At 61.3% G+C, this 22239-nt stretch carries 22 protein-coding genes; 11 read left to right on the forward strand and 11 right to left on the reverse strand.

Annotated elements, in window-relative coordinates:
- Nucleotides 1-18: 18 nt before the first annotated feature.
- On the forward strand, nt 19-975 hold the full coding sequence (locus AOT96_RS20205) for a R2-like ligand-binding oxidase (RefSeq protein WP_065352187.1): 957 nt from the start codon (nt 19-21) through the stop codon (nt 973-975).
- A gap of 9 nt (nt 976-984) precedes the next feature.
- Here AOT96_RS20205 and AOT96_RS20210 read toward each other — a convergent pair whose 3' ends face one another.
- The gene (locus tag AOT96_RS20210) at nt 985-1623 is read right to left on the reverse strand and encodes an HD domain-containing protein (protein ID WP_030535114.1); all 639 of its coding nucleotides are present in this window, start codon (nt 1621-1623) and stop codon (nt 985-987) included.
- Between the two features lie 125 nt (nt 1624-1748).
- On the opposite strand from AOT96_RS20210, the gene AOT96_RS20215 reads away from it, so the two are divergent.
- Complete coding sequence (locus tag AOT96_RS20215; protein WP_030535113.1) at nt 1749-2705, forward strand: GlxA family transcriptional regulator; 957 nt, start codon at nt 1749-1751, stop codon at nt 2703-2705.
- Here the strand turns inward: AOT96_RS20215 and AOT96_RS20220 are convergent.
- Complete coding sequence (locus AOT96_RS20220) at nt 2690-3535, reverse strand: alpha/beta hydrolase (RefSeq protein WP_042923446.1); 846 nt, start codon at nt 3533-3535, stop codon at nt 2690-2692. The two genes, AOT96_RS20215 and AOT96_RS20220, sit on opposite strands and share 16 nt — an antisense overlap.
- Nucleotides 3536-3663: 128 nt before the next feature.
- Here AOT96_RS20220 and AOT96_RS20225 point away from each other — a divergent pair, with 128 nt between their 5' ends.
- Genes AOT96_RS20225 through AOT96_RS20235 form a run of 3 tightly spaced genes read left to right on the forward strand, consistent with a single transcriptional unit; the run spans nt 3664 to nt 5698 of the window.
- A complete protein-coding gene (locus AOT96_RS20225) occupies nt 3664-4167 on the forward strand; it encodes a hypothetical protein (protein WP_065352188.1) in 504 nt (167 codons plus the stop codon).
- 9 nt (nt 4168-4176) lie between these two features.
- A complete protein-coding gene (locus tag AOT96_RS20230) occupies nt 4177-4749 on the forward strand; it encodes a YdeI/OmpD-associated family protein (RefSeq protein ID WP_042923448.1) in 573 nt (190 codons plus the stop codon).
- A gap of 58 nt (nt 4750-4807) precedes the next feature.
- Nucleotides 4808-5698, forward strand: a complete 891-nt coding sequence (locus AOT96_RS20235) for a sucrase ferredoxin (RefSeq protein ID WP_058226415.1) — start codon at nt 4808-4810, stop codon at nt 5696-5698.
- Between the two features lie 54 nt (nt 5699-5752).
- On the opposite strand, the gene AOT96_RS20240 is transcribed toward AOT96_RS20235, so the two are convergent.
- On the reverse strand, nt 5753-6736 hold the full coding sequence (locus AOT96_RS20240; RefSeq protein ID WP_065352189.1) for a hypothetical protein: 984 nt from the start codon (nt 6734-6736) through the stop codon (nt 5753-5755).
- A gap of 76 nt (nt 6737-6812) precedes the next feature.
- On the opposite strand from AOT96_RS20240, the gene AOT96_RS20245 reads away from it, so the two are divergent.
- The gene (locus AOT96_RS20245; RefSeq protein ID WP_065352190.1) at nt 6813-7394 is read left to right on the forward strand and encodes a GNAT family N-acetyltransferase; all 582 of its coding nucleotides are present in this window, start codon (nt 6813-6815) and stop codon (nt 7392-7394) included.
- Nucleotides 7395-7407: 13 nt separating this feature from the next.
- Here AOT96_RS20245 and AOT96_RS20250 read toward each other — a convergent pair whose 3' ends face one another.
- Nucleotides 7408-8022, reverse strand: coding sequence for an NAD(P)H-dependent oxidoreductase (locus tag AOT96_RS20250; protein WP_003940783.1), 615 nt, complete (start codon nt 8020-8022; stop codon nt 7408-7410).
- Nucleotides 8023-8098: 76 nt separating this feature from the next.
- On the opposite strand from AOT96_RS20250, the gene AOT96_RS20255 reads away from it, so the two are divergent.
- Complete coding sequence (locus tag AOT96_RS20255) at nt 8099-8674, forward strand: TetR/AcrR family transcriptional regulator (RefSeq protein WP_042449699.1); 576 nt, start codon at nt 8099-8101, stop codon at nt 8672-8674.
- 2 nt (nt 8675-8676) lie between these two features.
- On the opposite strand, the gene AOT96_RS20260 is transcribed toward AOT96_RS20255, so the two are convergent.
- Nucleotides 8677-9600: a LysR family transcriptional regulator gene (locus AOT96_RS20260; RefSeq protein WP_065352191.1), complete on the reverse strand. Its 924-nt coding sequence runs from the start codon at nt 9598-9600 to the stop codon at nt 8677-8679.
- Between the two features lie 81 nt (nt 9601-9681).
- On the opposite strand from AOT96_RS20260, the gene AOT96_RS20265 reads away from it, so the two are divergent.
- Together AOT96_RS20265 and AOT96_RS20270 are read left to right on the forward strand one after the other, a co-directional pair.
- Nucleotides 9682-10671 carry a threonine ammonia-lyase gene (locus tag AOT96_RS20265; RefSeq protein WP_050656871.1) on the forward strand — a complete coding sequence of 330 codons (990 nt, stop codon included), beginning with the start codon at nt 9682-9684 and terminating at the stop codon, nt 10669-10671.
- Nucleotides 10672-10824: 153 nt separating this feature from the next.
- The gene (locus AOT96_RS20270) at nt 10825-12450 is read left to right on the forward strand and encodes an N-acyl-D-amino-acid deacylase family protein (RefSeq protein ID WP_065352882.1); all 1626 of its coding nucleotides are present in this window, start codon (nt 10825-10827) and stop codon (nt 12448-12450) included.
- Nucleotides 12451-12543: 93 nt separating this feature from the next.
- On the opposite strand, the gene AOT96_RS20275 is transcribed toward AOT96_RS20270, so the two are convergent.
- The 4 genes from AOT96_RS20275 to AOT96_RS20290 all read right to left on the reverse strand — a co-directional run bounded on the left by AOT96_RS20275 (nt 12544) and on the right by AOT96_RS20290 (nt 17776).
- Nucleotides 12544-13695 carry an MFS transporter gene (locus AOT96_RS20275; protein WP_228232544.1) on the reverse strand — a complete coding sequence of 384 codons (1152 nt, stop codon included), beginning with the start codon at nt 13693-13695 and terminating at the stop codon, nt 12544-12546.
- Between the two features lie 286 nt (nt 13696-13981).
- A complete protein-coding gene (locus AOT96_RS20280) occupies nt 13982-15178 on the reverse strand; it encodes a serine hydrolase domain-containing protein (RefSeq protein WP_231917249.1) in 1197 nt (398 codons plus the stop codon).
- A gap of 99 nt (nt 15179-15277) precedes the next feature.
- On the reverse strand, nt 15278-16462 hold the full coding sequence (locus AOT96_RS20285) for a serine hydrolase domain-containing protein (RefSeq protein WP_007733647.1): 1185 nt from the start codon (nt 16460-16462) through the stop codon (nt 15278-15280).
- Between the two features lie 228 nt (nt 16463-16690).
- A complete protein-coding gene (locus tag AOT96_RS20290; protein WP_231917251.1) occupies nt 16691-17776 on the reverse strand; it encodes a serine hydrolase domain-containing protein in 1086 nt (361 codons plus the stop codon).
- Between the two features lie 298 nt (nt 17777-18074).
- Here AOT96_RS20290 and AOT96_RS20295 point away from each other — a divergent pair, with 298 nt between their 5' ends.
- On the forward strand, nt 18075-19247 hold the full coding sequence (locus AOT96_RS20295) for a sensor histidine kinase (RefSeq protein WP_231917257.1): 1173 nt from the start codon (nt 18075-18077) through the stop codon (nt 19245-19247).
- The gene (locus AOT96_RS20300) at nt 19244-19972 is read left to right on the forward strand and encodes a response regulator transcription factor (RefSeq protein ID WP_007727444.1); all 729 of its coding nucleotides are present in this window, start codon (nt 19244-19246) and stop codon (nt 19970-19972) included. Before AOT96_RS20295 ends, AOT96_RS20300 begins: the two co-directional genes overlap by 4 nt.
- Nucleotides 19973-20068: 96 nt before the next feature.
- Here AOT96_RS20300 and AOT96_RS20305 read toward each other — a convergent pair whose 3' ends face one another.
- Entirely contained in the window at nt 20069-22063 is a 1995-nt protein-coding gene (locus AOT96_RS20305) for an SDR family oxidoreductase (RefSeq protein ID WP_065352192.1), read from the reverse strand.
- Between the two features lie 50 nt (nt 22064-22113).
- On the reverse strand, nt 22114-22236 hold the full coding sequence (locus tag AOT96_RS36370) for a hypothetical protein (RefSeq protein ID WP_003940840.1): 123 nt from the start codon (nt 22234-22236) through the stop codon (nt 22114-22116).
- Nucleotides 22237-22239 lie beyond the last annotated feature (3 nt).

The following is a 22239-nucleotide window of genomic DNA, read 5'->3' on the forward strand; positions in this document are numbered from 1 at the left end:
TCGGGAAGAAGGAATGTCATGACTGTCACCTCGCCGGGGCGAGAAGGTTTCAGTTCTCTTCGGTCGGGAGGGTTGAACTGGGATTCGTTCCCACTCCGATTGTTCACCAAGGGAAACGCCAAATTCTGGAACCCAACCGACCTCGATTTTTCGCAGGATGCCCGTGACTGGCAGGAGCTGACCAGCGAACAACAGCGCAGCGCCACCTTCCTGTGTGCGCAGTTCATCGCCGGTGAAGAAGCCGTCACCGAAGACATTCAACCGTTCATGAAAGCAATGTCGACCGAGGGACGATTCGGCGACGAGATGTACTTGACGCAGTTCTGTTTCGAGGAAGCCAAGCACACCCAGGTGTTTCGGCTGTGGATGGACGAAGTGGGATTGACCAGTGACCTGCATTCCTACGTCGCTGACAATCCGTACTACCGGCAACTGTTCTACGAGGAGCTGCCGTCGTCGCTACGCATTCTCGAGACAGACCCCAGCCCGGTCAACCAGGTGCGTGCCAGCGTCACGTACAACCACGTCATCGAGGGCAGTCTGGCGCTGACGGGTTACTACGCCTGGCAGAAAGTTTGTGCGACGCGCGGAATCCTCCCTGGCATGCAGCAATTGGTGCGAAAGATCGGTGACGACGAACGACGGCACATGGCTTGGGGGACGTTCACCTGCCGAAGGCACGTCGCCGCCGACGATCACAACTGGGACGTCGTCCAGCAGCGGATGGGTGAACTCATGCCCATGGCCCTCGGAATGATCAACTGGGTCAACGATCAATTCGAGGTGCAGCCGTTCGGTTTGGACAATCAGGAGTTCCTCGAGTATGCCGCAGACCGTGCACAGCGCCGACTTTCGGCGGTCGAGTCTGCACGCGGGCGCGACGTCGCCGAGATCGACCTCGACTATTCGCCGGAGACCCTCGAGGAAAAGTTCGGGGCAGAAGATGCCGCTGCGATGAGTGAGGCGGCCAAATGACTGCGAATTCTATTGGGGCCAAGCCGAGTTCTGGATGACCTCGACAAAATCGATGTGCCGAAATCCCGGCACAAAATGTTCGAGTACGTCAGCGTTCACCGTCCCGAACGTACTTTCGGGACGGTGCTTGAAGCCGTCGGTGAAGGCCTTCAAGATCTGATTCTTGAAATCCGGACGGGGGTGGGCCGCGGTGACGGCGTCGATGTCGGCCCGGTCGAGTTCGCTGTATCCGATTCCCAGTACATCGGTCTCCACACCCGCTGTCACCAAGGCGATTTCGGGCTCCAGCCGCGAGGGGACCTCGGGCGTCGTATGTAGAGCGATGCCTTCCCACACTTTGCGGATGTCGGTTTCGTCGACTTCGTAGCCGGTGAGGAATCGCCGCGCTTCGTCCGCGCTGTCCAATTCGAATCGCGCCGTACTGTCCCGGAATTTCTCGGTGAGCCCCAGGTCGTGAAACATGGCGCCGACGTATAGCAATTCAGGGTCGGCGTGCAGTCCCAAACGCGCGCCTTGCAGCGATCCGAAGAGGAAGACGCGTCGCGAGTGGTGAAACAGTAACTCGGACGCCGTATCTCGGACGAGTTCGGTGGCGTCGGCAGCCATCTTCGAATCGGGGATTTTCACACCGGCAATGATCGTGTTCATCGGTACCTGCTCTGCTCGTCGCTGCTGCGAATTTCTCGGTCTGTCCCAGTGTCGGTCGAGCACGCACGCGGGCGCACCCTGATCTCGGCCATACTGTCCACAGATCAGGACGAAGGGGAGCGATCGTGACCGCAGTGCATCGAGTTGCCGTCCTGGTGTTCGACGGCGTCAAACTGCTCGACGTCGCAGGTCCGAGCGAGGTGTTCGCAGAGGCCAATCGCGGCGGAGCGAACTACGAGTTGGTGATCTGCTCGGTGGGTGGACACGATGTCGACTCGTCGACCGGCATGCGCATTCCGGTCGACTGTGACGTCGCAGATTCCGGTTCCTTCGACACGTTGCTGGTCATGGGTGGCGACGTGTTCCCGTCGATGCCGGTGAGTCCGGAATTGCGTGAGGCAGCGAGCGATCTTGCGGGACGTTCGGGTCGGGTTGCCTCGATCTGTACCGGGACATTCATCCTGGCGGCGAGTGGACTGCTCGATGGACGCCGCGCAACGACGCATTGGCAACACACGGCAACGCTGGCGCGCGCCTATCCGCAGATCACGGTAGTTCCCGACGCCATTTTCATCCAGGACGGCACGGTGTTCTCGTCTGCGGGTGTGACCGCCGGGATCGACCTCGCGCTCGCATTGCTCGAGCGAGATCATGGTGCAGAAATGGCCCGACGTGTCGCACAGCTTCTGGTGGTATTTCTCCAACGTCCAGGTGGGCAGTCACAGTTCTCGCCGTCGTTGAGCGGGCCGCGGCCCCGGGTGCCCGCGCTTCGCGCAGTGGTCGAGGCGGTGGCCGCCGATCCGGCGGGGGAGTACTCGGTCGACGAACTGGCTGCCCTGGCGCACCTGAGCCCACGGCATCTGACGAGGCTCTTTCGGGAAGAACTCGGTACGACGCCGGCCAAATACGTCGAGTTGATCCGTTTCGACTCCGCGAAAGCGCTCCTCGATGCCGGCCACTCGGTGACCGAAGCCGCGCAATTGGCGGGATTCGGCAGTTCGGAATCCCTACGACGAGCATTTTCGACGCATCTCGGAATCTCGCCGCAGGTGTACCGCCGTCGTTTTCAAGCTTTCGGCTGAGACTGACTTTCGTGCTTGCCTTGCGGCGGGCTCATGCCCTGCTTGTCGAGCCAGGCAAGGCTGTAGTCCGCGATCTCACGCCAGCCGTGGTCGATGGTCAGCGAGTGACCTCGATCGCCGAAGACCTTGTATTCGTTGATCGTCGGGGCCTTGGCGTACTTCTTGAACGAGCTGTCCGAACTGGCTTTCGGGACTGTGCGATCCTTGCCGCCGCCGATCATCAGGAGTGGCCCGCGGCGGGCGTTGAAATCTACTGCAGCGGGGCTGTGGGGCGCGAAGTTGGCGAGTGCTGCCTCGAACAAGGGCCGACCAGGGGCGGGAATCGCATACTGCTCGAACAAGGCGTCGGACTCGTCCTTGGACACGGCGCTGGCAAAGGATTTGTGGAACGACTCTCTGTTGTGTGAGTACGCCTTCCGGTAGTTCCCGGGGTTGGACAGGACCGGGAAAACACTGCCCAGTTGAACGAGGGGAAGTTTCAACACCCCTTTGGGCTGAGCCGGGTCGATGGCAATTGCCGCGGTCGCCAGCTTCTGGCCCAGAAGTTTCTGCGCGATCAAACCTCCGAACGAATGCCCCACCACGATCGGTGGTTCGTCGAGATCGGCTATCACCTTGGCGTAGTGATCCGTCACGTCCTCGATGCCGTGTCCCGCGATGTCTTCCGGGTGTTCACGCGTCTCACCCACGGTCGACGCGTCCCCTGGCCACCCCGGCGCCATCGTGGGGTATCCCTGCGCGTTGAAAACCTGCGCCCAGGGGTCCCAGGTGGTCGGGTGCATCCAAAGTCCGTGGATGAACAGAACAGTCGGGTTGGACTTGGGCGACATGCGCGCTCCCCGCTATCGGACCGATGATCGATACGGAATGCCCGCTTTTTACAACCTCATTCACATTCTCGGCGAGCTCTTCCGTCGGGCCGTTCCGTTCTGTTGTGCGAAGATGGCACGATCGTGGCATGGCACCAACTGGACCTGCGAAGGCGATGGCACTGTGGACCACCGCTTTTGTTGTCTCACAAGCGAATATTGCTCACCTACTCGGGCCGGTGGCTCCCAAAGTATTGGAAGTGCAGACGGCGTTCTCCGCTCGCCGGTACGTCGAGATCTTGGACTCCATGGACGACGAGGCCACGGCACGATTTCGTAGTCACTACTACCCCGACTTCGTACATCCCGCGATCTACGCGATGGCTTTGCGGTCAGCGGGCACGAGGCTCGGGGAGCGGGTTCCCCTTTCCCCAGCAACTCGGCGCGCCCTTGCCGTAGTGCCGGTACTATCGGCGGCCGGCGACTACGTCGAGAACGTGGTCGGACTCCATTTCCTCGATCATCGCGACAGGATCACCGACTCGAGGGTTCGCGCCGCTTCGACCGTCAGTATTGCCAAATGGGTGCTCGCACTCGGAACTCTCGGATATTTGTCGCAGGGTTTTGTCAGAGTATGGGTATCGCGAAAATGAGGAGCACTGATGGCAGTCGAACTCGGCACCGAATACTTCGCTGACGGAGAAGAGTTCCGTCGATGGCTGTCCGAGAACCACGAGTTGGTCCCCGGCCTTTGGCTGAAAATGGCCAAGAAGACCTCGTCGCACAGTTCGATCGACTACGACCAAGCGTTGGACGTTGCCCTGTGCTTCGGCTGGATCGACAGCCTCGCACGGCGAATCGACGACGATTTCTTCGTACAGAAGTTTTCGCGACGCACCGCGCGGAGTCCGTGGTCCAAACGCAACGTCGAGATAGTCGCCCGCCTCGACGCTGCGGGACTTCTCGAGCCTTCCGGCATCGCCGAGATCGAGAAGGCCAAGGCCGACGGTCGATGGGATCGCGCGTACGAGGGATCAGCCAAGGCCGAGGTACCGAAAGACTTTCTCGATGCGCTCGCGGAAAACCCGAAGGCTCGTGAGTTCTACGCGACGCTCAATTCCACCAACCGATTCACCATCGCGTACCGACTGCAGGAGGCAAAGCGTCCGGAGACGCGAGCCAGGCGGATCGAGAAGTTCGTGAACCAGCTTGCGGAGGGCAAGAAGTTCTATTGAGCTGCCGCGTCACTGGGCCACAGGGACTTGCGAATCGACACCCAGCGAGGCTGACACAATGGGCCTCGTGATCGAAGCCGAAACCTGTTCCGCACTGTCTGCTGTCGATGAGCCGCTGGCAGGCAGCGCTGCCGTCGTGCAGGGCTGGGTATGCCTCGAATTCAATGCCGCGTGGGGTCGTGACGTGTTGGACGGTACGGCCTTGGGGGAGGAGCTTGCCGCCGAGCTGAGCCGCCGAGCCGATGCAGCGAACGTACGAATCATGTTCGTTCGGCGACCCGGGCGCACCGATCCGATGACTGATGGACACACCGTCCTGCTTGTGCGCTCCGATCCGAGCGACTCATGGTGTGAAAGGTTGCACATCGATTCGCCGATGGAATTACTCGACGTCGATTTCTTCTTGTTGGATGGGCCGCCACCAGGACTGGGCGAGCAAGTGACCGAGCCAGTCGTATTGGTTTGCGCACACGGCAAGCGCGACCAGTGCTGCGCTGTATTCGGCAGGCCGATCGCCGCAGCGCTGATGTCGTCCTTCGGACCCCAGGTGTGGGAGTGTTCGCATACCGGCGGGCACCGATTCGCGCCGTCGATGATCCTGTTGCCGAGCGGCAATACGTACGGCCGTCTGTCGGCAAGTGAGAGTGTCACGGCCGTGGAGGTGGCTTCCCGAGATCAGGTCCATTTGCCAGGCCTGCGTGGACGGAGTTGTTGGTCTCCTGCGGGGCAGGCTTCGGAAATTGCTGTGCGACAGCAAATAACCTGCGGAATCGACGACTTGGCTGTCATCGAGCAGGCGAGTGACGGGACATGCGTCGTCGCACATGTGGACGGCCGGCAATGGGCCGTGGAGACTGCAGTCTCCGAACTCGCGCCGCGTCCACCGAGTTGCGGCGCGGCGCCCAAGCCGGTCAGGCCGGTTGTCGTCACGTCGATTCGAGACCTGTGATTTCATCGTCGGTTTTCTACGATCAGTCTCGATGAACTCGGGTGTGGGTCATCGCTACTGCAACAGGAGCGCAATGACTGCGGGCGGTAATTGACGTTGTCCGAGGAGGTTTACGCGTTGGCATCCGTCGAGTTCGACTGCCATCCGCGTGCCGCCCGATCCGTCGGGACGAAGTACGTCGATCGAAGCGATGTGATGGGCGACGAGATCGCATGGGCCTACAGGTGGCGCGGTGGATGCAACCTCCATCAGATCAGTACTCTGCTGGCGTGACAAGCGGATTCGGGACTCGGGCAGCGGCGGTTCGGTGGAATAGCGGCACACCAGTAGTCTGCCGACGTCGGAAATCGGTGTAGCCAAAGCTGTTTCCGTCAGTGGGCGCGCGTGAGTGTCTTCGTGTTCTGCCATGCGACTCATGTCAGCTTCAGTGGTCGTCGCGAACGGTTGTCCGATCGACTCCGCGCAGGTTCCGGCGTCATCGGAGGAGATGCCGTCGACCGGATGCTGCGCGCGGCTGATCTCATGTAGTTGGCTCAGGGCTGCGTGTGGTTTCTCTTGCAGTCCGCAGGGCGCGGTCGGCCAGGTAGGGCGTATGGCTGCTCCTGCTTCGTCTACCAGCCACAAACCGGCTGGCGGGACGAGACGGTACGCGCAGTCGGCCCGGACGTTGGCAGGAAATCGACGAGACTGTTCGCGGAATGCATCGTCCACCGCGTGGATGTCCCCCTCGAGGCGTATGGAGTCGATGGTCAACCCACCGTCGGACGTTTCTCCGCGTTCGCATCGAACAACGGCAACGGGGCTGAAATCAGGAGGCGGGTAACCACTTCCCTCGGGGCGAAGTGCGATGCTGCTGTCGCGTGCCTCGGGGGCTACGAGCGCGGCGGTGATATCAGGGGCGAGGCAGTCTGCCCGATCGACCGCCGTCGCGACCGGTGGAGTGAAAGATTCATAGTCTCGAACGCCGGTCCAAACCAACGCAACGGCGACGACACTGACGACGACGATAAAGACCCCAGCTGTGAATCGTCCACTCATACATCGACACTATGTGCTTTTGCGATGGATTGAGGCGAAGTCTCGACCATTGCGGGTGCGACGTAGCATCGCTGCTATGACAGTCGATTTGGTTGCGCCTGACGAGGCCTTGTGGGTGTCCTGGTTGGAGTCGCGTGACGAGTGGGGCGGACCGCAGGCGGATCAGCCCGGCTCGGCCTTGGGAGTTGCGCAACGTCTGGATCTCGACCTTGCCTCCCGCGATGGGTTCGGGCACTGGGTGCAGGAGTTGTTGGCGCAGCCCGAGGCGTTGCCGGGGCCCGACATTGTCCCGGCAACCAACTGGTGGATCGTTCGAGACGGCAGGTATCTCGGTGCTATCCAGTTGCGGCACAGCTTGAATGAGTTCTTGGCTGATCTTGGTGGTCATATCGGCTACGGGATTCGGCCGTCGGAACGGCGGAAAGGGATAGCGTCGGCTGCTCTGCGGGAAGTGCTCACGTATGCCGGCGACCCGGTGGGGCTCAGTCGCGTCCTGATTACCTGCGACGAAACGAACGCGGGTTCGCGTAATGTTATCGAAGGGTGTGGGGGACTTCTCGATAGCGTGCGCCCAGCTGATCAGTTGTCGCGCAACCTCGGCCATTCGGGAGACACGCTTCGCTACTGGGCGGCCACGGGCCGGTCAAGCGCCAGTTGACCGTTTTTGACCGTCAACGGGAAGTCGCGGTCGCAGGGTAGGCGACACGGGACGCGATGCTTTCGCTGAGGTCGTGGATTTCTGCGGCGAGGACGTCTCGGCTCTTCGTGTCCGACTCGTGAACGAAGGTTGTCGATCCCAGTGTGGCACCGCAATATTCGATGATTCCGCGTTCGATCTGTGTCCGGAAGGCCTCGTACACGCCGTGTCGGTCGAAACTCTCGGCGTCGTCACCTGCGACTGGAATCAGGTGGACGGTGAGTCGGTCCAGTTTCTTCACGAATTCGCTTCCCGGGGTGAATTCGTACGCCCATCCGCTGACGAAGACTCGATCGATCCAACCTTTGAGTAGTGCGGGCATCGACCACCAGTACATCGGAAACACGAGAATCAGATCGTCTGCACGATCGATTCGGTCCTGCTCGGCTACAACGTCGGCCGGGGGAGTCCCTTTGCCGCGGAACAGGTTCACATCGGCTTCGGCGAATCGGGGATCGAAATTCTCGGCATGTAGGTCCGCGAAGTCGACGTCGCCGCCCAGGTCGCGGATCGCGTCGGCGGTAGAACGGGCGACATGCTGGGTAAGTGACTGGGGATCGGGGTGGGAGACTACGACGAGTGTGGTCATGAGCGTCCTTCGGTAGATGGTGCGCTTATGTACTAAGAGTAGGTTACTATTGGTATATAGCGCAAGGAGGTGTCCGATGGCACGTACGAGACTGTCGCGAGCCGGCAGGTACGAACAACTCGTGGAGGTGTCGTGGGCGTTGGTGCGAGAGGAGGGTGCGGACGCGCTGACCCTTGGTCGGTTGGCTGAACGTGCCGGCGTTGCAAAGCCAGTTGTATACAGCCATTTCGCCTCTCGCGCCGCGTTGTTGGCAGCCCTCTTCAAGGAATTCGACGATCGTCAGACGGTGATGCTCGAGGAGTATCTCGATGCCGCGGATGAGTCTCTGAACGGACGCGCGAATGCCATCGCCGACTCCTACGTCGGATGTTCGCTGGCGCAGGGGCGTGAACTGACGGGTGTGCTTGCAGCGCTAGAGGGTTCGCCCGAGCTGGAGCGGGTCAAGCGTGAATCGGAACACGCCTATTCCGAACGATGTCGGGAGGTGCTGACTCCCTTTGGTGCGGGCGGAGGACTTGCGCAACCTTCGATGACCGCAATATTCGGTGCTGCAGAGGCACTCTCGCATGCGGCGGTAGCGGGAGCGCTCTCGCCCGACGATGCTCGAAGCGAACTTGCCGCACTGATAGTCGCGGTGGTCGGCCGGACCTGAGGTCACCGGTTATCTTGGTGCCCATCCAATTCGACGCGCTCACGCATGGATTCGGATATCGCTGTCAGAGTTCTGACGAACGCGTCGATCGCGGGAGCAAATGGAGGTTTGCCGTAGGTTGCGACGGAGACAGTGGGTCGCTCGCCGGGAATGCGGTGTGCGCGGATACTCGGGTTCTGATGTGCCTGGAGGGCGAGGGCCGGAAGGGTGCTTACCCCGCTTCCGGAGGCGACCAGGGCTTGGACGGCGACGTAGTCGTCGGTCTCGAACTCGATCCGCGGAATGAATCCAGCTCGATTGCAAGCGGTGAGGAGGTGGGCTCGGCAGCTCGGGCAACCGGCAATCCAGGTCTCACCGGCGTAGTCCGTGATCTCGTTGGCGGCATCTGCATTCCGCGCAGAGGTGATCAGGTACAACGGATCTTCCAGTAAAGCCGTCTGCGCGACATGCTTGAGCCCGACTTCAGGGGTGTCCTCGTGCGCGAAGACAACAGCTACGTCGACATCGTTGTTACGGAGCAGTGCAAGTGCTTTGGGTGGTTCTGCATCAACGAGGCTGATGGACACATCGGGGTACTGGGACGTGAACGCTGCCATCGCCTGCGGAATCAAACTCGCCAGGGCTGACGGGAATGCGGCCAGTCGTACCCGCCCGGCCCTCAGTCCTGCGTACGTCTGGACTTCGGCTACCGCTGCGTCGACGTGGCCGAGGATCTCGGTGGCTCGCCGAACCAGCACTGCGCCGGCGTCCGTCAGGCGCAGTCCACGACCCGCTCGCTGGAACAGTGGAACCCCGACTTCCGATTCGAGCTGTCGAAGGTGGTGACTGATGGAGGGCTGCGCGTAACCGAGAGAATCGGCGGCGGCTGTCACCGACCCTTCCTGTGCAACAGCGACCAGGACCCTCAGCCGAATTGGATCGAGCATGCCAAAATCATAGAAGATTTCGATGCTTTGGACGAAAACACGTATTGGATCTATGAATCGGTGTTTGGCAGGGTGAATCACATGGCACCGGCATCTGATCTCACGGCATCAAACCAGCTACATCCACCCGTATGGGCAGACATCGAGCGTGCCAGTCAGGTCGTCCGTCGGCATCTACCGGTCACGCCCCTGATATCGCACCCGACCTTGGGTGCGGGCTCGTGCAGCCAATTGTTCGTCAAACACGAGAACGTGCACCCCACGGGTGCGTTCAAGGTTCGCGGCGGACTGAACCTGGTGGCAGGACTGGATGAGGCGACGCGGGCGCGGGGGATTGTCGGCTACTCGACCGGAAACCATGCTCAATCCTTGGCGTATGCCGCGGCGGGTGCGGGCGTGCGGTGTGTGATCGTCATGCCGGTTGGGGCGAATCCAGTCAAGGCTCACGCTGTCCGCATGCTCGGAGCCGAGCTCATCGAGCACGGTGTGAACTTCGACGAGGCACGTGCTCATGCCGATTTCATCAGCGAACGTGACGGCCTGCGTCTCGTGAGCGCCGCCAATGAGCCGGCAATCCTCGCCGGTGTTGCAACGGCCTACGTCGAACTCCTCGAACAACAACCTGATCTGGACGCGGTGGTGGTCCCAGTCGGTGGCGGCAGCGGTGCGGCGGCGGCGTGTCTCGTCGCCAGTGCGCTTGCACCGCACCTCGAGGTGTTCGCAGTGCAGTCTGAGGCCGCACGAGCCGCACATGACTCGTGGAGTTCCGGCACGTGCGTCGAGCGCCCGAACACCACCCGTGTCGAGGGGCTTGCGACCGGTGCCGGGTTCGCACTGACACAACGTGTTTTGCGTGAACGGCTAGGAGGCTTCCTGCTCGTCACGGATGACGACATCACCCTCGCACAGCGGGCGTTGCTCTACGACGCTCACACTTTGAGCGAAGGCGCCGGTGCGGCCGCACTTGCTGCGGTCTATGCGCATCCGAACACCTTCGCTGGCAAGCGCGTTGCTGTTGTCTGCACGGGCGCCAATGCCTCCGAGAATGAGATCCGCAGGGTCGTCGGCTGACCGATGGCATGATCGGAACCATGGGCCAGTTTGGTAGGGCGGCACCAATTTTGCATCGCGTATGTGTGTCTGGAACAAGATTTCGCTTCCACGATTCAGCAAAGTGAACAGGGTCGCATCTCGCGACAGCAAGGCCACCGTGGAGGAGACGTGATGCTGCCGACAATCGTCGTTCGGGACGGGACTGTGCTCGATGGTAGAGGGAGCCCGCCCAGGAAAGCGGATGTTGCGATCTCCGGTGACACGATCGTGGAAGTCGGAACGATCGGTGCTGTGCCGGGGGCGATCGACATCGATGCTCGCGGTTGCATGGTGGCTCCCGGTTTTGTGAATGTGCTCAGCCATAGTTACCTCACGCTGCAGCAAGACCCACGAGGATTGTCGGACTTGTATCAGGGGGTCACAACCCAGGTCTTCGGTGAAGGCGTGTCTCTCGGACCGGTCACGGGTTCGATGACTCCGGCGATGCTCGGATTGGGCGCGATTCCAACTGGGGTGCAATCACATTGGCCGAGGTTGCATGATTTTCTCGAATCCTTGGAGACGAACGGCGTCGGTTTCAACGTGGCGAGCTTCGTCGGCGCGGCGAATCTGCGCATGGTGGTTGCGGGTGTGGACAATCGCCTGTTGAGTGAACAAGAGCTGGCCGAAGCGTGTGCCCTGCTCGACGAGGAGCTTGAAAATGGAGCTCTCGGAGTGGGTTCGGCTCTGATCTATCCACCCGGAAGCTATGCGGATTCCGGCGAGTTGCGAGCATTTTCGCAGGTGCTCGCCAGACACGATGCCGTCCATATCTGCCATCTCCGAAGCGAAGGGCAGAGGTTTCTCGAAAGCATCGAGGAACTGGTCGATATCGCTCGAACGACAGGAGCGCGCGGGGAGATCTACCACCTCAAGGTTGCTGGTAAGTCGCACTGGCACAAAATGTCCGAGGCCTTGCAATTGGTTGAGTCGGCTCGCGAGGACGGTGTGCGAATCACCGCGGACGTATATCCGTACGAGGCGGGGAACACGCTGCTCAGTGCCGCGTTGCCACCGGAGTTTCGGTGTCGTGACACGACGGCCGGGCGCACGCACCTGAACTCGATCGGTGTCCGAGAGCAGATCCGCGAGAGGATCCATCGTGAGGACGAGGACTGGGAGAATCTCTACGCTGCGTCCGGAGGCGCCGATGGGGTGACGATCTTGTCCGAGGTACCGGCACTCGGGATCCGAGCGGGGGAAGCTCTGGGATCTATTGCTCGGAGGATGGGGCATCACGACCCGGTAGACACCATACTGGCTGTTCTCGACGCTCTCCCCACAGCCGAGGCTGCCTATTTCATTGCGTCGGAGGACAACACGCGAACTGCCTTCGAGCGTCCCTGGGTTTCGGTTGGTTCCGATGCCGATGCTCAAAGCACGGAGACCCTTTTCGCGGGGCAACCCGTCCACCCCCGTTCATTCGGAACTTTCGCCCGTATTCTGAGCCGCTACACCCGCGGCATTGGCGGGCAATCAGTCGAGGAATGCGTTCGCCGAATGACCAGCCTTCCTGCTGAAAACTTCGGTTTGGCGAAGCGGGGCTACATTGCGCCAGGGGGATACGCCGATCTGGCGATCTTTGACCCCTCGCAGGTAGAGGATCTCGCGACATACGACAACCCAAGAGTGTATGCGACCGGAATGCGGCACGTTGTGGTCAATGGGCAACCGGCACTGTCGGACGGGGTGCCGACGGGGATGCTTGCAGGGCGCGCACTTCGGCGCTCGCGCAACGGGTTCGATGCAGTGAGGTGACGAGCTGGCACCGGGGTCAGCTCCGGATCGGCGAAGCGGCCACTGCCGGGAACGACCCTTCAGCGGCCACTTCGCCGGACCACCTGAGAGCCCTCAGAATTTCGCCGGGGTTTGCGGAACGATCATGGCCACCAGAGCCGCCGCAGCCGTCGCGCCGACCAGGACTCCGAACGCGGCCATGTACGAGAACTGGTCCACCATCCATCCCATCACGAGGGGGGTGATGAAACCGGCGAGCTGTCCACAACCGTTGATCAAACCCATTCCGGAACCGAGGAATTCGGCAGGCAATGCCCGCAACGGGAGGGCGAAGATCGACATCGAGCACAGTCCGCTGACGCCCATCGCGAGGGTTTGATAGAACGTGAACATCGCGACGGTATCGGTGGTAGTCATCAAGAACAGCAGAATGGCGGAGGTGGCCATGCACGGAACGAGCAGAATGCGCGCGCTGTCGTGAAAGTACTTGTCCACCAGACGTCCACCGACGACGATGGCCAATGCCGTGACGATGAACGGGATCGCCGCGAAGATTCCCGTATCGATCAGCGAGAGCCCCTTTTCGTTGAGGAGGTAGCTCGGCACCCAGGTCAACAGCCCATATCCGGCCATGTTAGCCAGGCAGAACAGAAGTGCGAACTTCCAGACCGAAACGGACTTGAATACCGCGGCGCGTGAGTGTTCACGGGCGAGCGGTTGCAGTGCGGCCTCCGGATCTTCCGTGATCTCTGTGTCCAGCGGCGCCGGGAGCACCAACCAGACGACTGTGCCGATCACGGCGCCGACTATGGCCACCAGCCAAAATGCGTCCCGCCAACCGACGGCCATGAGAACTGGGGCGATGATCAATGGTGCTATGCCGGGGCCCAGGTTGTTTGCACCGATCATGAAGCCCATGGCCGTGGCGCGAGTTTTCGGACGGGTTCGCTCAGCCAGAGCTTTGAACGACGCTGCTGGGAAGAGACCCTGGCTGAGCCCGAACATCGCACGCATGACCATCAGCGAGACGAGTCCCCAGGCGAATCCTGTCAGTGCGGTGAACACCGACCACAGGATCAACGCAACGATCAACAGTGGCCGGGGTCCGAATCGGTCGGCCAGCATGCCGCCGGGGACCTGCCCGAGCATGTAAAAGATGGCGAAGATCGACACGACTCCGCCCAATTGCGTATTACTGAGGGAGAATTCGTCTCCGATCATCGGCAGTGCAAGCCCGATCATCACGCGATCTATCATGTCGATCATCCAGATCGTACTGAGCAGCCCAACAGTCATAGTCGTTGTTCGACGAATTGACTTGTTGTCCAATATGTTTTGTATCGACTTGCCGCCGCTATGCGAGGGTTCCTCAACTGTGGCGCGTTCCGACTTCATCATGCCTCCTGAATTGCGTTGTGCCGCATGGACTGATGAAGTGTGGCAGCGGACACGTAGGCCGCATTGGTCCGTTCGGCCAATAACCGACCGAATGTTTCGTCGGGCGGTACAGCGTCACTCGGGTGAGATTCCGGGTGACGCTGTCACCAGAGCTTTAACTGCACAAAGCTCTGTCCACGGTGTCTACCACGTGTTGCGTGGCGGACGCAGTCGTGGGAAGAGCAGTCACCGCAAGGTTTACGGCGCGCCCGTTGTCGGTGATGCCGCCGCGGGTCTCGTAACCGACTATGTCGCCGCCATGGCCCCAGTAGACCCCGCCGCACGAGAGAGTCCTGCTGGTGAGGCCGAGGCCGTACTCGAGTCCGGTGGGCCCGCCGACGTGGACGGTGGTACGCATCTGGTCGAGTTCGGCTGCGGGGAGCAGTCGTCCGTCGAGTAGCGCGTAGAGGAACTGGTTGAGGTCCGAGGTGGTGGAGATCAGCTGCCCTGCGGCCCATCCCCACGACGGGTCCATCTCTGTGACGTCACTCAGTGGGCTGTCTGGTGCGGTGCGGTGGTATCCCTTGGGATGGGGACCCCGGATGGTCATGTCTCCCGGGGGTGGGAAGTAGGTGTCGCGCAGGCCGATCGGCGCGAAGATACGTCGATTCATCTCCTCGGCGAGGGGTTTTTCAGTGATCTTCTGTACGAGTAGGCCGGCCAGAATGTAGTTGGTGTTGCTGTACCCCCAACTCGTTCCGGGCGGTGCGCCGGCGGGGTGTTGGAACGCGACGTCGAGCAAATCGTGGGGGTCGGCGTAGCGGTATCTGATCTCTTCGTCATTGACGTGTATTCCGTAATCGGGGAGTCCGCTGGTGTGTTGGAGGAGTTGGCGGATGGTGATGTTGTGGCCGTCGATCCCGTCTCCGCGGACGAGTCCGGGTAGGTAGGTCTCGATGGGGGTGTCGAGTTCGATCTTTCCTTCGGCGACCAGTTGCAGGACCACTACTGCGGTGAAGGTTTTGGTGTTGCTGCCGATTCGTATCTGGCCGTTGGGGGGTACCTCTGATCCGGTGGTCAGGTCACCGACTCCTGCGGTGTAGTTGTGGGAGTTGCCGTTTCGGTCTTGGATGCTTGCGAGGGCGGCGGGTAGTCCGTCCTCGCTCACCAGCGCGTCGAGGGAGCGTTGAACCGCGTCGGACTCGGTGGAGGAAGAACCGACGGTATCGGGACTGAGGGCGGATGACGGCGAGCAGGACGCCAGCGTCATGGCACCGAGGGCCGCCGCGGCAACGACCGAAAAGGTCCGGTGCCGTTTGCGGTCCTGCCGGCGATCTGAGGAAGGGAAGCCCTTTCGAATATTGTTACGCATCAGTAGAACTCCTGAGGATTGGTAGGTTCGGGACATCGTTCGCTCGGGAAGAATTGTTGTTCGATGTTGCGTGCGAAGTCGTGCACGAACATGTTTCCTTCACTTCTCGCACATCGCTGCGTCGACAACTCGCTGTGCTGCTACGAAGGCGTCCTCGCTCATCGGGATGTGATTGAGGGTGAGAGTCACAGCGCGTCCTGTGGTATCGACTCCGCCCGAGGTGCCGAAGCCGGGAATTCCGCCGCCGTGACCCCAGATCTCCTTCCCGCAGGAGCTGTTCACGCGGACTAGTCCGAGTCCGTAGCTGTCCTGCGGGCTCCTGTCGAACGGCACGGTGTGTTTCATCTCGGCGAGCCTGTCATTCGAGACGAGATCGCCGCGTAGCAAAGCCGTGAAGAAAGTGTTGAGGTCGGCGCCCGTTGCGACCATCGCACCTGCGGTGTCGGCCCACGACACGTCGCCATCGGTGACATCGACCTGAATGCCGTCAATCGGGTGATAGCCCTGTGCATGAGAACCGCGGATCTGTGTCTCGCGGGAGGCGGGAAAATAGGTGTCCATCAGTCCGAGCGGATCGATTATGCGGGTGGTGATCTCCTGCGCGGCAGGGCGTCCTGTGACCTTCTCGATGAGCATCCCGAGCAGAATGTAGTTCGTGTTCGAATAGACAGCCTTGTCTTTGGCTGCCGGGCCGGGTGGAAGAGACATCGCGATATCGACCAGTTCAGTGGGGGAGAAGTGCTCCGGTGGTTGTGCGCTTGTCCCCACCAGCAGCTGGCCGGGCTTGATGTCTTCCGGCCGTGCTCCGCCGGCGGCGAGGTAGTCCGTCAGTCCACTGGTGTGCTGCAAGAGATCTCGAATGGTGACTCGGTTGCCGTCGTTCCCGTTGCCTACGACCGTTCCGGGCAGGTAGTGCTCGATGCTCATATCGAGGTCGAGCAGTCCGTCGTCGACGAGTTGCATGACGACGGTCGAGACGAAGGCCTTTGTGTTGCTGCCGATTCGGACCCGCGCATCATCGGGGATAGGCTCGCCGGTGGCGGTGTTTCCCATTCCTGCACGAATGATGCGAGTGCCCCGCGACGGGTCGGAGATCACGAGTTGTGCGCCGGGGATCCCCTGCTCGATGACGCCGTCGAGCGCCTGTTGCACGGCAGCGTCGCTTTGCCGAGTGGAATCAGTGGAGTCAGTGGTGTCACCACATCCGCTCACGCCCAATATGAGGGCTGCAGCGGTGACTGCCGGAAGCACGGTGAGCAGGGGGCGACGTCGAAGGGTGGTCATTGGTTGTGGTCTCCTGTTCGTCGAATCTCGTGGTGAGTTCCACATGCAGAGAACAGTATTGATGTGCGTACGCGTCCTCCATGGTGCGAAGTGCAGTCTCTCGGTGGTGCGTGCCGGAGCGTACGGGGTGTAGCCGGCTGCACCTCGGAGTCCGGCGTCTCGCGGCCGATACTGTCGGTTTGACGAGCTATTTCGGAGTAGGCGGCCTTTGGTGATTGACAGGAGGCCTCAGCGACAAAGGGCGATATCCACCGCGTGTTCGAGTTTTCTCCGGGTGGCGTCGTCGACTACTTGCATGCTGACCGCGATGTTCGCTTCGCGTCCGTCGTCGGTAGCGCCCCCGCGTGTCTCGTATCCAGGGAAACTGCCGCCGTGGCTCCAGGAAAGGCCGCCACACGGTAGCGGGCGGCTGACCAATCCAAGTCCGTAGCGGGCATCGGGTCCGAAGGTTTCCTCCGCGGGGACGGTAGTGCGCATCTGGTCGAGTTGGGCTGCGGGGAGCAGTCGTCCGTCGAGGAGTGCGTGGAGAAACTGGTTGAGGTCCGAGGTGGTGGAGATCAATTGCCCTGCGGCCCATCCCCACGAGGGGTCTATCTCTGTGATGTCGACGGGAGGCGCGTCCGATGACTCCCGGTAGTAGCCGCGGGGGTGAAGTTCCGAGATCTTCTCGTCGTATGGTTCAGGAAAGTATGTGTGCTGCAGATCGATCGGCGCGAAGATTCGCCGGTTCATCTCCTCGGCGAGGGGTTTTTCAGTGATCTTCTGTACGAGTAGGCCAGCGAGGACGTAGTTGGTGTTGCTGTACTTCCAACTCGTTCCGGGGGCGAAGTCGGCAGGATGTTCGAGCGCGATGTCGAGAAGTTCGCGTGGGTCGTAGTATCGGACTTCGTCTTCCAGGTAGTTGCTGTAGTTGGGGAGTCCGCTGGTGTGTTGGAGGAGTTGGCGGATGGTGATGTTGTGGCCGTCGATCCCGTCTCCGCGGACGAGTCCGGGTAGGTAGGTCTCGATGGGGGTGTCGAGTTCGATCTTTCCTTCGGCGACCAGTTGCAGGACCACTACTGCGGTGAAGGTTTTGGTGTTGCTGCCGATTCGTATCTGGCCGTTGGGGGGTACCTCTGATCCGGTGGTCAGGTCACCGACTCCTGCGGTGTAGTTGTGGGAGTTGCCGTTTCGGTCTTGGATGCTTGCGAGGGCGGCGGTTAGTCCGTCCTCGCTCACCAGTGCGTCGAGTGAGTGTTGAACCGCATCGTGCCGCGCAGCGACGGTATCGGCGGACGACGAGCACGCACCGAGGGTGACCACGCTGAGAGTCATTGCGACGGAACAGAGGGCGCGGTGCCGTTTCCGGCTTTGTCTTTGGGGTGAGGGAGGTTGGCCCTGTCGACTGTGGCGGCGCATCAGTAGAACTCCTTGGAGAGATTGATCGGTCTGGACACGATCCTGTCTGCTGGAGGATTGGTCGCGCATCGCTCCGACGCGGGAAAACCATCTCCCTCGATCGGGGGAGGCCATCGCCGAGCGGCCCAGTCATACTTGTCGAATCATGATCACAGGACTACGACCGCTGATGCGGGGCTCTACATACTCAGCTGTACTTTTCGCCTTTTGTGGTGTGTTGGCAAGCCTGCCACTTCTGGTGGTTGCGATGTTGCCTGCTCTCGCGTGGCAATCCGCACCCGAGTTCGTCCGGGTGCTTTCGGTCCTGCTCATATGGGTGACTTTGGTAGGAGCACTCGGCCTGGTGCATCCTGTGCGACGCGCGCTCATCGTTACTGCCCGCCGACTGCTGCAGGTGTCGCTGCCGAGTCCAGCGCTCGGACACCGTACTCCTAACCTCTCGGAGATTGATCGCTGGCGGGCCCCGCTCTGGATTGTCCTGCATGTCATGGTGGGTTGGCTGGCGGCGCTCGCGACCAGCGTCCTTTTCATCATGGGGATTTCGCTCCCGGGGAACTGGCTCGGCGGCACGGCGCGAATCAGTCTGTTCGATACGTCGGTTGACGTGACGGGTGGATGGACCTGGATCGTGGCGGCCGGCTGCCTCCTGCTTGCGGTAGGAATTTGTGTCCTGGTGGCAACACTGCTGAGATGGCTGGCGCCACGACTGTTGGGGCCGTCCACGGCTGAACGGCTCGCGCTGGCGGAAGAACGTGAACTGCAACTGGCCGAACGTAATCGGGTCGCTCACGAGTTGCACGACTCGATCGGACACACGCTCACCGCCGCCACGATCCAGGCGGCGGTGGCCGGCGAGGTGCTTGCCTCCGATCCTGCCGCAGCGAGGGCCGCCATGCGTAGCATCGAGGAGTCGACACGGGCAGCGCTCGAGGACCTGGACTACGTACTGGGTGTACTTCGCGAGGAGAGGCCTGGGGCTGTACCTTCTCGGACGCTGTCGGACTTGCCTGCGTTAATTGATCGGTTGCGGCATGCGGGGGCGGTTGTGGAGGTGAACCTGTCGGGTGACCTTTCACAGATCCAGGGGACACTCTCTCGCGCGGCGTACCGGATCCTGCAAGAGGGGACGACCAATGCTCTGCGGCACGGGGACAGTGGGCCGATCGAAATCACGGTGGCAGTCGGCTCGGAGAGCGTCGAGCTCAGAGTGGTCAACAGCATCGGGGCAGTGACCGGGGGAAAGGCAGACGTAGTTCGAAGATCAGGGCGCGGCCTGGCAGGTTTGGCCGAGCGCGTGCGACTCTTGAACGGTGAGTTCAAGGCTGGACCGGACGGAGCCCAGGGCTGGCGATTGAGTGTTCAGTTGCCGGTACGGGTGGCACGATGACCGAAGCCAATTGGAGTGAGGACGCCGCCAAACCTGCAAGCATGCCAGTCACCCTGCTGATTGCGGATGACGACGACGTTACCCGCAGCGGCCTGCGTATGCTGCTCGCAGCTCAGCCCGGGATTGTGGTCGTCGGCGAGGCTTCCGACGGTATCGAAGCAGTGGAGCTTTCGCGGCAACTTCGTCCGGATGTGGTGCTGATGGACGTGCGGATGCCGCTGCGCAACGGAATAGAGGCAACTCGGCACCTCCAGGCCGAGTGCACCGAACCGCCGAAAGTCTTGGTAATCACCACTTTCGAAAACGATGGCTACGTCACGGCCGCACTCAGTGCGGGCGCGAGTGGCTTCGTGCTGAAGCGGCTCCCAGTCCCGCAGATCGCAGCGGCAGTACGTGTGGTGGCGGCGGGCGAAGTGATCCTGTTCCCTGCCGCGCTACGCCGGATGGTTACGCCCCGCCCGTTGGTCTCCGCTGAGGCGTTCCCGAATGCAGCGCTGACAGCAAAGGAGGAAGAGGTATTGCGGTTGATGGCCACCGGGCTGTGCAACTCGGATATTGCTCAGGTTCTGGTTGTGAGCCTGGAGACAGTGAAAACGCATGTCGGGAACGTGCTGGCAAAGCTCGGTGCTCAGAATCGGACGCACGCTGTCGTCATCGCCTACGAGTCTGGTCTGGTGGTCCCGGGGTCAGGCACCGATACGGAACCCTGTGCAACTGGCGGTTGATTGCTTTTGTCAGCGTGACCCGGTGAGGATTCGCCGACTGAACCTACAGATCCGTTCCTCTTGCCGAAACGCTCCGAGGCGAAGTCACACCACCGGTCACCAGTGCGTACCGGGCACGAGTCGGGCGGCACGACGGCCGAGTTTGCGGATGCGCGAGCGCGAGTGGTGCTGTCGCGTCGGTGTTGCCGGAGCGTCTGCCGGAGTTTCCTTGTCTACCTGACCCTTTGCCGCCGGAGAGTCGGGGAATGCCTGGTACATCTGGTTGAGAATTCGGTCCTTGGTGTGCGGTGCGAACAGGGTTCCCAGATCACCCAGGGTTCCCAGTGGTACGTCGATGCGTTTGGGGCGGTCGATCAGCGCGCGGATCACCATTGCCGCAGCCTTTTCCGGGCTGGTGATCGGGCCGTTGTTGTATTCGCCGGTCGGAGCGATCATCGGTGTTTCGACCAGGGGCATGTGGATGGTCGTGAAAGTGATTCCGTCCGCCAGGGTTTCAGAGGCGGCTACGTCCGAGAAACCGTCGAGGGCGGCCTTGCTCGCCACGTAGGCCGAGAATCTAGGCGTTGCCGCCTGGACTCCCGCGCTGCTGATGTTCACGATGTGGCCGAAGCGGCGAGAACGCATGGTCGGTAACAAGGCGAGCACCAATCGCACAGCGCCGAAGTAGTTCACGGCCATCGTTCGTTCGTAGTCGTGGAAACGATCAGTGGAGTGGTAAATGCCGCGCCGGATGGATCGGCCGGCGTTGTTTACCAACATGTCTACGTGATCGTGTTCTGTCAGAATGCTTTTGATCGTGTGCTGGACCGACTCGTCGTCGGTGATGTCGCAGGGGTAACCGAACGCCTTGCCTCCGGCTGATCGAATCTCCTGTACTGCGGCATCGAGTTCGTCGGTGCGGCGTGCGATCAGGAGAACGGTGGCGCCCTTCTGAGCGGCGGCAATGGCCGATGCCTTGCCGATTCCGGAAGAGCCTCCGGTGATCAGAACGATCCGACCGACGAGTGGTCCTTCGGGACTGTTACGTCGTGCGCGATTGGGATCGAGGTTTGCGCGCCAGTACTTCCACAACACAGTGGAGTACGACCCGAACTCGGGGACCGCCAGTCCTGATCCGGCCAGGGCGGCAACGGTTCTCGCGGAGGTGAATGTCGGCGCCATCGTCATGTTGTCGAGGAATGCTGCAGGCATGCCGATGCGATCGAGGAAGACCTTCCGCGCCGATTCTGCCGAATCCATCGGCAATGGCGAGACAAAGGGTTTGGCGATCACGCCCGGCAGGCTGAGTGCGGGCCGGGGCGCTCCGGCGGCCTTGGCGAGTCCGGCATAGATTTCGCGTACCGGTTGAGGTTTCGGATTCACGAGATGGAATGCTTCGCCGTCGTGGCCGGGCGCGTGCATCAATTCGACGAGGGCGGCGGCTACGTAATCGACGGGCACCACATTGGTTGCGCCGAGGTTGGGGATCGGGACGGGGAGTGCTGCAGGTAGTTTCGCGAGTAGCGCCAGTCCTGGAAACAAGTAGTACGGACCGTCGATCTTGTCCATCTCCCCGGTGACGGAGTTGCCGACCACGGCAGACGGCCGATAAACACGCCAGGTGAGGCCTTCTCGTTCTCGAACGAGCTTCTCGGCCTCGAACTTGGTTCGGTGGTAGGGCGTCGGAAAGCCTTGGCCGCAATCGAAATCGGTCTCGCTGAACGTGCCCGGATAGTCGCCTGCGACTGCGACCGATGACACGTGATGAAGGGTGGCTCCCAGTTTCGCAGCAAGTTCGACCACGGAGCGTGTGCCCTCGACATTCGTCGAAGCCTGCTCGTCTCCGGCGGTGATGTCGTAGATCGCGCCGAGGTGAAGGACGTGGTCGGCAGGTGGGGGAGAATCGATGCCCAGCCCAGGCTCGGTCAGATCTCCAATGAGCGGATGCACGCGATCGCCGCCGGGAATTGCCGACACCTGTTCTTCGAGTTTGGCGACAGAACCGGCTCTGACCAGCACATGGATCTGAGCAGTTTGATCACGCTCGAGCAGGAGTGGCAGTGCAGCTCGTCCGAGAAATCCGGTACCGCCAGTGACGATGTATGTGGCCATAGTCGGTAACTTACTCCAAAGTAAGATCAGCGGCTAGAGGGAAACGAACATCAATGCGTCATGACCCCGTCCTCGGCGTCGAAGTCGATGCCCGCGGAGATGATTCCGGAGAACAAGAACGCGACGGCAAGCGCAAGAGCGGGGATTGCAAGGATCCATTCGAAAATTGTCATGCT

Source organism: Rhodococcus sp. 008, assembly GCF_001682295.1.
Classification (GTDB): Bacteria; Actinomycetota; Actinomycetes; order Mycobacteriales; family Mycobacteriaceae; genus Rhodococcus_F; species Rhodococcus_F qingshengii.

What these genes read in the sequence shown, in the direction of transcription:
- AOT96_RS20305 (WP_065352192.1), bottom strand. Translation starts at nt 22,063, where the DNA reads ATGGCCACATACATCGTCACTGGCGGTACCGGATTTCTCGGACGAGCT.
- AOT96_RS20220 (WP_042923446.1), bottom strand. Translation starts at nt 3,535, where the DNA reads ATGTCGCCCAAGTCCAACCCGACTGTTCTGTTCATCCACGGACTTTGG.
- AOT96_RS20300 (WP_007727444.1), top strand. Translation starts at nt 19,244, where the DNA reads ATGACCGAAGCCAATTGGAGTGAGGACGCCGCCAAACCTGCAAGCATG.
- AOT96_RS20275 (WP_228232544.1), bottom strand. Translation starts at nt 13,695, where the DNA reads ATGATCGACATGATAGATCGCGTGATGATCGGGCTTGCACTGCCGATG.
- AOT96_RS20240 (WP_065352189.1), bottom strand. Translation starts at nt 6,736, where the DNA reads ATGAGTGGACGATTCACAGCTGGGGTCTTTATCGTCGTCGTCAGTGTC.
- AOT96_RS36370 (WP_003940840.1), bottom strand. Translation starts at nt 22,236, where the DNA reads ATGACAATTTTCGAATGGATCCTTGCAATCCCCGCTCTTGCGCTTGCC.
- AOT96_RS20230 (WP_042923448.1), top strand. Translation starts at nt 4,177, where the DNA reads ATGGCAGTCGAACTCGGCACCGAATACTTCGCTGACGGAGAAGAGTTC.
- AOT96_RS20245 (WP_065352190.1), top strand. Translation starts at nt 6,813, where the DNA reads ATGACAGTCGATTTGGTTGCGCCTGACGAGGCCTTGTGGGTGTCCTGG.
- AOT96_RS20265 (WP_050656871.1), top strand. Translation starts at nt 9,682, where the DNA reads ATGGCACCGGCATCTGATCTCACGGCATCAAACCAGCTACATCCACCC.
- AOT96_RS20250 (WP_003940783.1), bottom strand. Translation starts at nt 8,022, where the DNA reads ATGACCACACTCGTCGTAGTCTCCCACCCCGATCCCCAGTCACTTACC.
- AOT96_RS20255 (WP_042449699.1), top strand. Translation starts at nt 8,099, where the DNA reads ATGGCACGTACGAGACTGTCGCGAGCCGGCAGGTACGAACAACTCGTG.
- AOT96_RS20225 (WP_065352188.1), top strand. Translation starts at nt 3,664, where the DNA reads ATGGCACCAACTGGACCTGCGAAGGCGATGGCACTGTGGACCACCGCT.
- AOT96_RS20235 (WP_058226415.1), top strand. Translation starts at nt 4,808, where the DNA reads ATGGGCCTCGTGATCGAAGCCGAAACCTGTTCCGCACTGTCTGCTGTC.
- AOT96_RS20205 (WP_065352187.1), top strand. Translation starts at nt 19, where the DNA reads ATGACTGTCACCTCGCCGGGGCGAGAAGGTTTCAGTTCTCTTCGGTCG.
- AOT96_RS20285 (WP_007733647.1), bottom strand. Translation starts at nt 16,462, where the DNA reads ATGACCACCCTTCGACGTCGCCCCCTGCTCACCGTGCTTCCGGCAGTC.
- AOT96_RS20290 (WP_231917251.1), bottom strand. Translation starts at nt 17,776, where the DNA reads ATGACTCTCAGCGTGGTCACCCTCGGTGCGTGCTCGTCGTCCGCCGAT.
- AOT96_RS20270 (WP_065352882.1), top strand. Translation starts at nt 10,825, where the DNA reads ATGCTGCCGACAATCGTCGTTCGGGACGGGACTGTGCTCGATGGTAGA.
- AOT96_RS20280 (WP_231917249.1), bottom strand. Translation starts at nt 15,178, where the DNA reads ATGCGTAACAATATTCGAAAGGGCTTCCCTTCCTCAGATCGCCGGCAG.
- AOT96_RS20260 (WP_065352191.1), bottom strand. Translation starts at nt 9,600, where the DNA reads ATGCTCGATCCAATTCGGCTGAGGGTCCTGGTCGCTGTTGCACAGGAA.
- AOT96_RS20210 (WP_030535114.1), bottom strand. Translation starts at nt 1,623, where the DNA reads ATGAACACGATCATTGCCGGTGTGAAAATCCCCGATTCGAAGATGGCT.